Genomic DNA, 12,756 nt, shown 5'->3' on the forward strand with positions numbered 1-12,756 from the left:
CCAGCACACCTCCTATTGATAGCATCCATGCTTTATCCACATCACAAAATGTTAATGAAATGTTTTTGTTTTGTGATGCACAACCAGGATTCATTGCACCTTATTTGTGCAATGAATAACCAAATCCTACGCTCAGGATCCGCACACTTCCCAATAGATTAGCGTTATTGCGGGAAATACTATTTCCCGCAATAGCTGGCACACATCGTGCTTTGTTAATTGAGTATCAGAATTCTGTTAAATGAGAGCGAACTATCATTAAGGGCAGAGATGAACGATAGCAACGGCTTGTTTCACATTATTGAATCCACTTTCAGCCAGCTCACGCCGAGCGAAAAGCGTATTGGCAGCTGGCTGTTAAGCCATCGGGAGCATATCCCGTTTGAGACCGCCGACAGCATTGCGCAGGCCACCGGCACCAGCGGGATAACCGTAGGCCGCTATCTGCGCAAGCTGGGCTATCGCAATCTCGATGACGTGAAGCACAGCCTGAAGGAGCCCGCTTCAACACCCTACCGCCAGTGGGGAGTGATTGACCGGCTTGACTCCTGGTCACAGCAGCAGGCGCAGCCGGATCGCGCCAGCCTGTCGTTGCAGATGGAGCTGGATGCCATTCGCTATGTCTATCAACTGGCGCAGGAACCGACCTTCGCCCGCGTCAGTCAACGCATCGCCGAGGCCGACGCGGTTATCATCATTGGCATTCAGTCGACCCGCGGCATCGCCAACACATTCTTCAGCCATCTGGAATACCTGCGCCCGCGCGTGACCTACGCCGACGGCAGTTCCGGTAGCTGGCTGGAATCATTGAATTCTGAATACCAGCGCCCCTATGTGGTGCTGACCGATACCCGCGCTTACTCCGTCGCCGCGCGCCAGTTTTGCCGGGTCGCCTGCGAACGCGGGGTTGCCACCGCGCTGGTCACCGATATCTGGTGTCCGTGGGCGCGCGACTATCCGGTTGATTTACTACAGGTAAAAACCGATACCGGCCACTTCTGGGATTCGCTGGCGCCGATCGGTTGCCTTTTTAATCTGCTGCTCTCCGCGGTGGTGGAACGGCTGGGGCCGAGCCTCTCCAGCCGCCTTGCCGCGAACCGCGCGCTGCAGCAGGAATTTGGTCAGTTTGAACGTTAAGGAAATTTTCGATGAGCCATCTTTCCCTGGTGGATATCGCCGCGCGTTTTCCCACGCTGCCTGTCGACCTGAAATACGCTACCGCCGATAACATTACCGGCCAACCGATTTACCGCGAAGCCCGCTGCCTGCTGCACCCCGACGCGGCCGTCGCGCTGGAGAAATCTATCGCCATCGCCGCGCTGGCGGGCTATCGCCTGCTGGTACTTGACGCCTATCGTCCACAGCGCGCCCAGCAGCTGCTGTGGAATGCCTGCCCGAACCAGGATTATGTCGTACCGGCCAATATCGGCTCCAACCACAGCCGCGGCACCGCCATCGACGTAACGCTACTCGATGAACATAACAACCTACTCGACATGGGCACCGCCTTTGACGAAATGGACGATCGCTCGCATCCCTACCACCCGGCGGTAGCTCAGGAGGCCCAGCGCAATCGCCTGTTGCTGAACGCCATTATGTTCGGCGGCGGCTTTAAAGGTATTACCACGGAATGGTGGCACTTCGAACTACCGGACGCGGCCGGTTATCCGCTACTCGATGATGTTTTCGCCTGTTTCTCCCCCGCTCAGATTGACGGAGTTTCACCATGAACATGACTCGCCCAGCATCCGTAGGTTTTCGCCCGTTACTGTTAGCCGCCGCGCTCTGCGCCGCCATCCCTTCCGCCTTTGCCGCGGTGCCGAAAGATATGCTGGTGATCGGCAAAGCCGCCGACCCGCAAACGCTCGACCCGGCCGTCACCATCGATAACAACGACTGGACGGTGACCTACCCGGCCTACCAGCGGCTGGTCAAATACAAAACCGATAATGGCAAAGGTTCAACCGATGTCGAAGGCGATCTCGCCGAAAACTGGCAGGCCTCCGACGACGGCAAAACCTGGACCTTCACTCTGCGCAAAGGCGCGCAGTTTGCCGACGGCTCGCCGGTGACGGCAGAGGCGGTCAAACTCTCTTTTGAACGCCTGATGCGCATTAAACAGGGGCCATCGGAGGCGTTTCCCAGCGGGCTGAAGGTGGATGTCGTCGATCCGGCCACCGTACGTTTCACGCTGCCGGAATCTTTCGCGCCGTTCCTGCATACCCTCGCCAATGACGGCGCCTCCATCATTAACCCGGCGGTGCTGAAAGCCAACGCCGCCGATGACGCCCGCGCCTATTTGGCCGAGCACACCGCAGGCTCCGGCGCGTATAGCCTGCAGCGCTGGCAGAAAGGCCAACAGTTGGTGCTGGTACCCAACCCGCACTTCAGCGGCAACAAGCCGGCCTTTAAGCGCGTCACGGTGAAAATCATCGGCGAAAGCGCCGCTCGCCGTCTGCAGTTGACCAAGGGCGATTTGGATATCGCCGACGCCCTGCCGGTCGATCAGTTTGCGGCATTGAAGAAAGAGGACAAGGTGACGGTCTACGACTATCCGGCGCTGCGCGTCACCTATCTGTATCTCAACAACAGCAAAGCGCCGATGAACCAGGCGGATCTGCGCCGCGCGGTGTCGTGGGCAACGGACTATAAAGGCATGGTCGACGGCATTCTCGGCGGTAACGGTAAGCAGATGCGCGGGCCGATCCCCGATGGCATGTGGGGTTACGACGCCAGCGCCATGCAGTATTCATTAGATCTCGACAAAGCCAAAGCGGCGCTGGACAAGGTAGCGGATAAGCCGAAAACGCTGACGTTCCTCTACTCTGATAACGATCCGAACTGGGAGCCGATTGCGCTCTCCACTCAGGCCAACCTGCAGGCGCTGGGTATCCAGGTCAAGCTGGAGAAACTGGCCAACGCCACCATGCGCGAGCGTGTGGGTAAAGGTGATTACGACATCGCTATCGGTAACTGGAGCCCGGATTTCGCTGACCCCTATATGTTTATGAACTACTGGTTCGAGTCGGACAAAAAAGGGCTGCCGGGAAACCGCGCGTTCTACGATAACCCGCAGGTTGATGCGTTGTTGAAACAGGCGGTTGCCACCACCGATCAGGCGGCGCGGACCAAAGATTATCAGCAGGCGCAAAAAACCGTCATTGATGACGCCGCCTACGTCTACCTGTTCCAGAAGAACTATCAGGTCGCCATGAACAAGGAGGTGAAAGGCTTCGTTTTCAACCCGATGCTTGAGCAGATTTACAATATCGCCGACATGCACAAGTAGCGGGCCGTCTCTCCATCTTGTCGAGTCGGGCCGTCGCAGGCCCGGCCGAGGAGCGCCATCATGAGTTTCTGGGGTTTAATACGGCAGCGCTGTTGGGGGCTGATTTTAGTTGTCGCCGGCGTCTGCGTGATTACCTTTATTATTTCGCACCTGATTCCCGGCGACCCGGCGCGGCTGCTGGCGGGCGATCGCGCCAGCGATGAAATCGTCCGCCATATTCGCCAGCAGCTGGGGCTGGATTTACCGCTCTGGCAGCAGTTTGCCCGCTACGTTGACGCCCTGCTCCACGGCGATCTCGGCACCTCGATTCGCACCGGCCGCCCGGTACTGGAAGATTTAAAGACCTTCTTCCCGGCGACGCTGGAGCTGGCCTTTTGCGCGCTGCTGATTGCCCTGCTGGTCGGCATCCCGCTCGGCGTGCTGTCGGCGGTTTACCGCAATCGCTGGACCGATCACCTGGTGCGCCTGATGGCGCTGACCGGCATTTCAACCCCGGCGTTCTGGCTCGGTCTCGGGGTAATCGTGCTGTTTTACGGCAAGCTCGATTGGCTACCCGGCAGCGGCAGGCTCGATGACTGGTTCGATCCGCCCACCCGTGTCAGCGGTTTTTATCTGCTGGATTCACTGCTGGAAGGCAATATTGAAGTCTTCTTCAATGCCCTGCAGCACCTCATTTTGCCGGCGGCCACCCTTGCCTTCGTTCATCTTGGCATCGTCGCCCGGCAGATCCGCTCGGCAATGCTCGAGCAGCTCAATGAGGATTACATTCGGACCGCGTTAGCCAGCGGCCTGCCGAAATTCACCATTGTGGTGCGCTATGCGCTACCCAACGCGCTGATCCCCTCCATCACCGTGCTCGGGCTGGCGCTGGGCGATCTGCTGTACGGCGCGGTGCTCACGGAAACGGTGTTCGCCTGGCCTGGAATGGGCGCTTACGTGGTGTCTTCGATTCAGGCGCTCGATTTCCCCGCCGTGATGGGCTTCGCCATCGTGGTCTCCTTTGCTTACGTACTGGTCAACCTGGTAGTCGACCTGCTCTATTTATGGATCGACCCGCGCATGGGTCGGGGAGAAAGCTAAGTGATGATGACTCAGGAACAACCGCTTCCACGGCCAAAGGCTGAAAAAAGCGGCCACTGGAAGCGTCGTTGGTGGTTGATCCGCCAGAGCCCGCTAACGCTGATTGGCGCAGCGATCATGCTGATCATGCTGTTTTTAATGATCTTCTCGCCGTGGCTGACGCCGCACGATCCTAACGCTATCAACCTTGCCGCGCGTCTGCAGGCGCCGTCGTTCGATCACTGGTTTGGTACCGACGAGGTTGGCCGCGATCTGTTCAGCCGCGTACTGATCGGCAGCCAGCAGTCGGTGGCCGCCGGGCTGGCGGTGGTATTGATCGCCGGGATCAGCGGCTCGCTGCTGGGCTGTCTCTCCGGGGTGCTTGGCGGGCGCAGCGACGCGCTGATTATGCGTCTGATGGACATTATGCTGTCGATTCCGTCGCTGGTGTTGACCATGGCGCTGGCGGCGGCGTTAGGCCCGAGCCTGTTCAACGCGATGCTGGCGATCGCCATCGTGCGTATTCCATTTTACGTGCGCCTGGCGCGCGGCCAGACGCTGGTGGTTCGTCAGCATACTTTCGTCGAGGCCTCGGTGACGTTTGGCGCCTCGCGCTGGCATCTGATCAGCTGGCATATTCTGCGTAACGCCCTGCCGCCGCTGGTGGTGCAGGCCTCGTTGGATATCGGCAGCGCGATCCTGATGGCCGCCACGCTCGGTTTTATTGGCCTCGGCGCCCAGCAGCCCACCGCGGAATGGGGCGCGATGGTCGCTAACGGCCGCAACTACGTGCTCGATCAGTGGTGGTACTGCGCCTTCCCCGGCGCGGCGATCCTGATCACCGCCGTCGGCTTTAACCTGTTTGGCGATGGCATCCAGGATCTACTGGATCCCAAAGCCGGAGGGCGCAACTAATGGAAAATCGGGTCTTAACTATCGATAACGTTCGCCTGAGTTTCCCGGTCTATCAGGGCCAGGTCAACGTGCTGAATAATATCTCGCTGCACATCGATCGCGGTGAAATCGTCGGCGTGGTGGGCGAGTCGGGTTCTGGTAAATCGGTGACCGCGATGCTGGCGATGCGGTTGCTTCCCGCCGGCAGCTATCATATTCATAGCGGCGCTATCACCCTGATGGGTCACGATATGCTCAACCTGACGGAAAAAACGCTACGCGATATTCGCGGCAGCAAGGTCGCGATGATTTTTCAGGAGCCGATGACCGCGCTTAACCCCACCCGACGCATCGGTAAGCAGATGGCAGACGTCATCCGCCAGCACCGTCCCATGTCGTTGCGTGAAGCGCGCGCCCGCGCCGTCGAGCTGCTGGCGGATATGCAAATTGCCGATCCGCAAAGCGTGCTCAAGCGCTATCCCTTCGAACTCTCCGGCGGCATGCGCCAGCGGGTGATGATCGCTATCGCCTTCTCCTGCGAACCCGACCTGCTGATTGCCGACGAACCGACCACCGCGCTGGACGTCACCGTGCAGCGTCAGGTACTGCGCCTGTTAAAGCAAAAGGCCCAGGCGACCGGCACAGCGGTGCTGTTTATCAGCCATGATATGGCAGTGGTCTCTCAGGTGTGCGATCGGCTGTACGTCATGTACGCCGGCGCGGTCATTGAAAGCGGCAACACCGGAGAAGTGCTGCAGCAGCCGCAGCATCCCTACTCTATTGGCCTGTTAAACAGCGCCCCCGACAATGGCGAACCGCGCACGCCGCTACGTTCTATTCCCGGCACCGTGCCGAATCTGGCGCGTCTTCCCGCCGGCTGCGCCTTCCGCGAACGCTGCTTCGCCGCGGGTGAAGCCTGCGGTATCACCCCCACGCTGCAGGCTCATGATAGCGCCGCCGATAGACAGGCTGCCTGCTGGTACCCGCAACGGGAGAACGCCCATGTCTGAGACGCTATTAACCCTCAATGATGTGCACCTGACCTTTGCCGCGCAGAAAAACTGGCGCGGGAAAGTCATCGAACGCGTCTATGCGCTAAACGGGCTGGATATGACGGCCAGGCGCGGCGAAACCTTAGGGATCGTTGGCGAATCCGGATGTGGGAAAAGCACCCTGGCGAAGCTGCTGATGGGGATGTTAAAGCCCTCTTCCGGCCACTTCACCCGCGCGCCGGCGCGCGGCGAAAACCAGAGCGGACGCATGCAGATGGTGTTTCAGGATCCGCTCTCATCGCTGGATCCGCGGCTACCGGTCTGGCGCACCATCACCGAACCGGTGTGGATCCAGTCGCGCATGCCTGAAAAGGCGCGTCGCGATCTCGCCGAGCAGCTGGCGCTACAGGTGGGGATCCGTAGCGAATATCTCGATCGGCTGCCGCACGCTTTTTCCGGCGGCCAGCGCCAGCGTATCGCCATCGCCCGCGCGCTCTCGTCGCAGCCGGAGATAATCGTGCTTGATGAGCCGACTTCGGCGCTGGACATCTCGGTGCAGGCGCAGATCCTTAATCTGCTGGTCGAACTCCAGCAGCGGCAGAATCTCACCTACGTGCTGATTTCGCATAACGTCTCGGTGATACGCCATATGAGCGATCGGGTGGCGGTGATGTATCTCGGGCAAATCGTTGAGATGGGGGAGGCGCGGCAGGTGCTGGATAGCCCCGCGCATCCTTATACCCGGCTATTGATGGAGTCGGTACCGCGCATCGGTTCGCCATTAGGCGCAGGCGTGCGCAATACCGAACTACCGGGCAACCGCCGGCTACCGACGGGATGCTTCTTTCGGGAACGCTGTCCTTACGCCAGCCAGGGCTGCGAACGGCCGCAGCCGCTGGAGGCGCAAGCGAATGGCGCGCAGGTCCGCTGCTGGAAAGCGCAAACAATAAGATGAGATCGGGCGCCGCCCGGTGCTACTGTTATCGGTTTGCAACGGTTTTGTGTACGGAAAACATGTGCTTTGTGTTAATTCAGAGCACATTGCGCTCCCGATATTTCTTCTGCGTTATGGCTCTCATGGCGCAGGGAGCGCACAGACCGTAGGCCGGATAAGGCGAAGCCGCCATCCGGCGCAAAAGCGGTGTCTTATCCGCGGATATTGCCCGGCGGCGCTGCGCTTGCACGGGACTACAGATCCAGTGCAATGGGTGGCCCAGTGCCATAGGTAGCCCGGGGAAGGCGCTTACGCCGCCCCCGGGTCAGCCGTTATAAATGAATCAAAACAGCCCCAACGGCGCAGTGCCGTAGCTCACCAGCAGGTTTTTGGTCTGTTGATAGGCTTCCAGCGCCATCTTGTGGGTTTCCCGCCCGACGCCGGACTGCTTATACCCGCCAAACGCGGCATGCGCCGGGTAAACGTGATAGCAGTTGGTCCACACTCGTCCGGCCTTGATGCCGCGCCCCATGCGGTACGCCAGGTTAGTATCCCGCGTCCACACCCCGGCCCCTAAACCAAACTGCGTCTGGTTCGCGATCGCCAGCGCCTCCGCCTCGTCCTTAAAGGTGGTCACGCCGATGACCGGGCCAAAGATCTCCTCCTGGAAGCTGCGCATCTCGTTGTGCCCTTTAATCAGCGTCGGCTGAATATAGAAGCCGCTATCCAGCTCGGCGGTAATGCTCGCGCGATCGCCGCCGGTGAGGATCTGCCCGCCTTCATCACGAGCGATCTTGATATATGACAGGATCTTATCGAACTGCTGGCGTGATGCCTGAGCGCCGATCATCGTTTCGGTATCAAACGGATCGCCGCGACGGATCTGCATCACTTTTGCCATTACCCGCTCCATAAACGGCTCGTAGATCGATTCGTGGATCAACGCGCGCGACGGACAAGTACAGACTTCTCCCTGATTGAAGAAGCCCAGTACCAGCCCTTCCACCGCCTTCTCGATAAACTCCTCCTCGCCATCCATTACGTCGGCAAAATAGATATTCGGCGATTTGCCGCCCAGCTCAACGGTACAGGGAATAATATTCTCCGCCGCGCAGGCCATAATATGACGGCCTACCGGCGTCGAGCCGGTAAAGGCGATTTTAGCGATCCGCTTGCTGGTGGCCAGCGCTTCGCCGGCCTCTTTGCCAAAGCCCTGCACCACGTTCAACACCCCTGCCGGGAAGAGATCGCCGATAATTTCCATCAGCAAAGTAATACTCAGCGGCGTCTGCTCCGCCGGTTTTAAGACCACGCAGTTGCCTGCCGCCAGCGCGGGCGCCAGTTTCCATGCCGCCATCAGCAGCGGGAAGTTCCACGGAATAATTTGCCCAACCACGCCTAACGGTTCGTGGAAATGATAAGCCACGGTGGTGTCGTCAATTTCGGCGGTACTGCCTTCCTGCGCGCGCAGACAACCGGCGAAATAGCGGAAATGATCGACCGCCAGCGGCAGGTCGGCGTTCAGGGTTTCGCGGATTGGTTTGCCGTTATCCCAGCTCTCCGCTACCGCCAGATACTCCAGATTCTCCTGAATGCGGTCGGCGACCTGCAGCAGAAGATGAGAACGCTGCTGTACCGAGGTTCGCCCCCAGGCGTCCGCCGCCCGGTGTGCCGCATCAAGGGCCAAATCGATATCTTTGGCATCGGAACGGGGAAACTGCGCAATGTTGCTCCCATCGACGGGAGAAGTATTCATGAAATATTCGCCGCTTAACGGCTCGACGAATTTACCGTCTATGAAGTTGCCGTAGGCCGATTTGAATGAAACCAAAGCGCCCGGTTTGCCAGGATGAACATAACGCATAGCAATCTCCTTCTGTAGGGTTAAGGCGCAGCGGCGTGGTGATTTTTGCTATTGTCCGCTGCACGCTTTTTCCTGTAGCAGGGGTTATGCCAGGTTTGCGTACTTCACATAAAATTCATAATTTCCAAATAATTACATATATCCCTCTGCCGATTCGCGTCCTCTTTGTCGCACAGGATCCCGCTTCTGTGTTGCGAATCGCAACACCAAGAAAACCAAATTGCTACAATATTGCAACACAAACCAGCCGACCACGAGGTGCGCCGTGCAAGGAAATCCGTTCACTATCACCCCCGAGGCGCAGTCCAGCACGCTGCTGAGCGACTCCTGGCAACGCAGCCAGCGTTATGGCCTGCAGCCAACGAGCGACGAATTTCCGCGCCTGCGCGGCGGCGAACTGGCCGACGTGCTGGAAAGCAACCGCAGCCTACAACGGCTGGCGCAACCGGTGGCGACGCCGCTGGCGCAACGTGCCGCCGGGCTGCAATCGGTAGTGATTCTTTCCGATGCCAGCGGGCTGGTGCTCCAAACCTTCGGCAATAGCGCAGCGATGGAAAAAGCGCAAAGCTTCGCGCTGGAGCCAGGCAATATCTGGAGCGAAAGCGGTCGCGGCACCAACGCTATCGGTACCGCGCTGGCGATTGACGACAGCTGCGAAGTCGAAGGCCGCCAACACTATTTAACCCGTAATCAGGATTTGTATTGCGCGGCGGTTCCCCTACAAAGCCCCGATGGCCAGATTGCCGGGGCGCTGGATATTTCCGGCCCGGCGCATATCCCGCATCCCCACTCTCTGGCGTGGATAAAAGAGGCCGCCAAACAGATTGAATATCTGTGGGTGAAACAGAGTCTGCATCCGCAACAGTGGTTAATGAGCCTGCACTCGCGGGTACAGAAGCTCGATAGCGCCGAAGAGCTGCTGCTGGTTTTCTCCGATAACCTGCTGACCGCGGCCAATCGCCTGGCCATCCGCGAACTGGGCCTGCAGGCCGGACAGATCGGACAGATGACCTTCCAGCAGTTGTTCCCCCGCCTGACGCAAACGGCGGTCAGCGTGCCGCTACCGATGACCTTCCAGCAACGTGGCTACTACTACCGTCTGCGCGCGCCAACCCGCGCCAGCGTCGCCGTCCCCGCACAACCAGCACTTAACCTGCCGTTTTGCGCGTCCGGCGAAGGCGAGAAAATGGTCCGCCTGCTCAACGCCGGTATCGCGTTGTGTATCGAAGGCGAAACCGGCTGCGGCAAAGAGTTCCTCAGCCGTGAACTGCATGCGCATAGCCGCTGGCGCAGCGGTAAATTTGTCGCCATCAACTGCGCGGCCATTCCAGAATCGCTGATTGAATCGGAGCTTTTCGGCTATCAGGCGGGGGCCTTTACCGGCGCGAATAAAAACGGCTATATCGGCAAAATTCGCGAAGCCGATGGTGGGGTGCTGTTCCTCGATGAAATCGGCGATATGCCGCTGGCTCTGCAAACCCGTCTGCTGCGGGTATTGCAGGAAAAAGAGGTCATGCCGCTGGGTGGGAATCGCAGCGCGCCGGTGAACTTCGCCTTGATTTGCGCTACCCACCGTCATCTCGCGCAGCGTGTCGCCGAAGGCGCATTTCGCGAAGACCTGCTCTACCGCCTGCGCGAGTATGCTTTTACCATCCCGCCGCTACGCCAATGGCCTGAACTCAAGCAGTTTATTCCAGCGTTGTGGCGCTCGCTTGGCGCGGCAGAACGCCATATAACCCTCTCTGACGCGTTGATTCATCAACTGACATTATGTCGTTGGCCGGGTAACGTGCGTCAGTTGCAAAGCCTGCTCAAAGTCCTGTTGGCGCTGGCGGACGATGGCGAATGCCTGGGCGTCGCGGCGCTGCCGGAGGAGTATCAAAGCGCGCAGCAAACCAGCGCTCCGGGCGGGCTTCAACAACATGATGCAAAGCTGATTGCCGATACGCTGGCCCGCTTTAACGGCAATGTGAGTAAAGCGGCGCAGGCGTTAGGCGTCGCGCGCAGCACGCTGTATCGACGGGCCGCGCGCGTACAAAGGAAGTGACTACGGCGTAAAGCGCGCCGGCAGCCAGGAGAAGAGACGGCGGCTCAGCGCTTCGCACAGCGCCACCAGCGTCTGCCCCAGCCGTTGCCAGACCACTTTTGCTACGCAGAGGCTCAGTGCTGAAATCAGCGCCGCGCCCAGCATATCCAGCGGGAAATGGACGCCGAGAAAAATACGCGCCCATGCTACCGGCAGCGCCGCCGCCAGCACCAGCAGCCCAATGCCGCGCAGGCGTAATGACAGCAGCGCGAAGGCGGCGCTGAACATTACGGTGCCGTGATCGCTTGGAAAAGAGTTATCCGCCGGGTGGCTTATCCAGGTATGACCCAGCGGCATCATAAACGGCCGCGGATGGAACCACAGGGTTCCACAGGCAACCCCCAGCCCTAACGCTATCAAAATCGTCATGGCGCAAAACAGCGCCTGTCGATGCCCCTGACGACCGCCAAGGAACCATAATCCCAGCAATATCGCCGGCACAATGAGAATAAGCCAGCTGGCGGAGAATTGAGCCAGTAGCAATAGGCTGTCCGGCGTACCTGGCCCGGCATTCAGCGTAAGGAAGGCGTTCTGGTTAAACGTTTCTAACAGGTTCATGGCGAGTTCTCGTCACAGTCATCATGCTGTCATTATCGCCGGCATACCTTAAGCCCGGATTAACCTGACGCTGAAGAATCCTCCTGGTTTTCTCCACCGGCTAACTGCTGCGGCAGCCGCGCCAGCAGTTCATCTACCACCACGCGAATTTTCTGCGGCACCCATACCGCTTCCGGCCAGACGGCGCTGATCGCAAAACTGCCGCTGACGGACGACGGCAATATTTGCTGGAGTTCTCCCCGCGCTATCTCGTCCGCCACCAGCCAATCCGGCAGCCAGGCGATACCCAGCCCGCTTTTTGCCGCCGCGGCGATGGCGGCGAAATCATCCATCGCCAGTCCGGGCTGAGGGCGAAACGCGAGCGCCGCTCCCTGCGTATCGCGCAAATGCCATTTCTGCATCTGCCCGGCGTAGAGATAGCCGATGGTAAGATGCTCGTGCAGTTCTTCCGCCGTCTGCGGCGCTGGTTGATTATGCAGATATAACGGCGATGCGCAGAGAATCATGCCGTGCTGGCCTAAACGCCGGGCCTTAAGAAAGCTGGAATCGCTCAACGCGCCGATACGTATCGCCATATCGAACCCTTCTTCAAACAGATTGACCTGACGGTCGCTAAACGACAGCTCGAGCTTAAGCTCCGGATAACGTTGGCTAAGAGGAAACAAGATCGGCGCCACGCAGCGCTGGCCAAACAGCACCGGCAGGCTGATTCGCAGCCGCCCTTGCACCAGGGTTTTTCCACGCTGAATTTCATTTTCCGCATCCCGCAGGTTATCCAGCGCCCGGCGGGATTGCAGATAAAAGACCTCGCCTTCTTCGGTCAACGCCTGCCGACGCGTGGTGCGCTGAAACAGCGCGACGCCAAGCCGCTGCTCCAGCCGGGAAATGCTCTTGCCGACGGCGGAGCGCGTCACGTTCAGCTTCTCCGCGGCTTGCGCAAAGTTGCCGCATTCGACGACGGCGACAAATACCGGGATCGCATTTAAATCAATGCGCATTGATTGGTTCCTGAATGGATACAATGATAAAAAATAATGTCACTACTGGAGAAAAAAAGACAGTGTTACCCTGCGGACCATC

11 protein-coding genes are annotated in these 12,756 nt (G+C 59.1%); 8 read left to right on the forward strand and 3 right to left on the reverse strand.

The genetic code is table 11. The features are described from left to right. Positions 1–270 precede the first annotated feature (270 nt). Genes EAE_RS01355 through EAE_RS01385 form a run of 7 tightly spaced genes read left to right on the forward strand, consistent with a single transcriptional unit; the run spans position 271 to position 7,189 of the window. The gene (locus EAE_RS01355; protein ID WP_015370101.1) at positions 271–1,137 is read left to right on the forward strand and encodes a MurR/RpiR family transcriptional regulator; all 867 of its coding nucleotides are present in this window, start codon (positions 271–273) and stop codon (positions 1,135–1,137) included. A gap of 11 nt (positions 1,138–1,148) precedes the next feature. Beyond that, the gene (ddpX, locus tag EAE_RS01360) at positions 1,149–1,730 is read left to right on the forward strand and encodes a D-alanyl-D-alanine dipeptidase (protein ID WP_015370100.1); all 582 of its coding nucleotides are present in this window, start codon (positions 1,149–1,151) and stop codon (positions 1,728–1,730) included. Continuing rightward, on the forward strand, positions 1,727–3,289 hold the full coding sequence (locus EAE_RS01365) for an ABC transporter substrate-binding protein (RefSeq protein ID WP_015370099.1): 1,563 nt from the start codon (positions 1,727–1,729) through the stop codon (positions 3,287–3,289). Before ddpX ends, EAE_RS01365 begins: the two co-directional genes overlap by 4 nt. 60 nt (positions 3,290–3,349) lie before the next feature. Next, the gene (locus EAE_RS01370; protein WP_015370098.1) at positions 3,350–4,369 is read left to right on the forward strand and encodes an ABC transporter permease; all 1,020 of its coding nucleotides are present in this window, start codon (positions 3,350–3,352) and stop codon (positions 4,367–4,369) included. After that, the gene (ddpC, locus tag EAE_RS01375; protein WP_015703223.1) at positions 4,370–5,263 is read left to right on the forward strand and encodes a D,D-dipeptide ABC transporter permease; all 894 of its coding nucleotides are present in this window, start codon (positions 4,370–4,372) and stop codon (positions 5,261–5,263) included. Next, a complete protein-coding gene (locus EAE_RS01380) occupies positions 5,263–6,252 on the forward strand; it encodes an ABC transporter ATP-binding protein (RefSeq protein WP_015703224.1) in 990 nt (329 codons plus the stop codon). Before ddpC ends, EAE_RS01380 begins: the two co-directional genes overlap by 1 nt. Beyond that, positions 6,245–7,189, forward strand: coding sequence for an oligopeptide/dipeptide ABC transporter ATP-binding protein (locus tag EAE_RS01385; RefSeq protein ID WP_015703225.1), 945 nt, complete (start codon positions 6,245–6,247; stop codon positions 7,187–7,189). Before EAE_RS01380 ends, EAE_RS01385 begins: the two co-directional genes overlap by 8 nt. A gap of 322 nt (positions 7,190–7,511) precedes the next feature. On the opposite strand, the gene exaC is transcribed toward EAE_RS01385, so the two are convergent. Further along, the gene (gene exaC, locus EAE_RS01390; RefSeq protein ID WP_015703226.1) at positions 7,512–9,032 is read right to left on the reverse strand and encodes an acetaldehyde dehydrogenase ExaC; all 1,521 of its coding nucleotides are present in this window, start codon (positions 9,030–9,032) and stop codon (positions 7,512–7,514) included. A 265-nt stretch (positions 9,033–9,297) separates the two neighbouring features. On the opposite strand from exaC, the gene EAE_RS01395 reads away from it, so the two are divergent. Next, positions 9,298–11,079: a sigma-54-dependent Fis family transcriptional regulator gene (locus EAE_RS01395; protein WP_015703227.1), complete on the forward strand. Its 1,782-nt coding sequence runs from the start codon at positions 9,298–9,300 to the stop codon at positions 11,077–11,079. Here the strand turns inward: EAE_RS01395 and EAE_RS01400 are convergent, their stop codons facing one another. After that, the gene (locus EAE_RS01400; protein WP_015370092.1) at positions 11,080–11,676 is read right to left on the reverse strand and encodes an undecaprenyl-diphosphatase; all 597 of its coding nucleotides are present in this window, start codon (positions 11,674–11,676) and stop codon (positions 11,080–11,082) included. Between the two features lie 59 nt (positions 11,677–11,735). Continuing rightward, positions 11,736–12,674, reverse strand: a complete 939-nt coding sequence (locus EAE_RS01405; RefSeq protein WP_015703228.1) for a LysR family transcriptional regulator — start codon at positions 12,672–12,674, stop codon at positions 11,736–11,738. Positions 12,675–12,756: the final 82 nt, after the last annotated feature.

It is taken from the genome of Klebsiella aerogenes KCTC 2190 (assembly GCF_000215745.1).
In the GTDB taxonomy this organism is placed as follows: domain Bacteria; phylum Pseudomonadota; class Gammaproteobacteria; order Enterobacterales; family Enterobacteriaceae; genus Klebsiella; species Klebsiella aerogenes.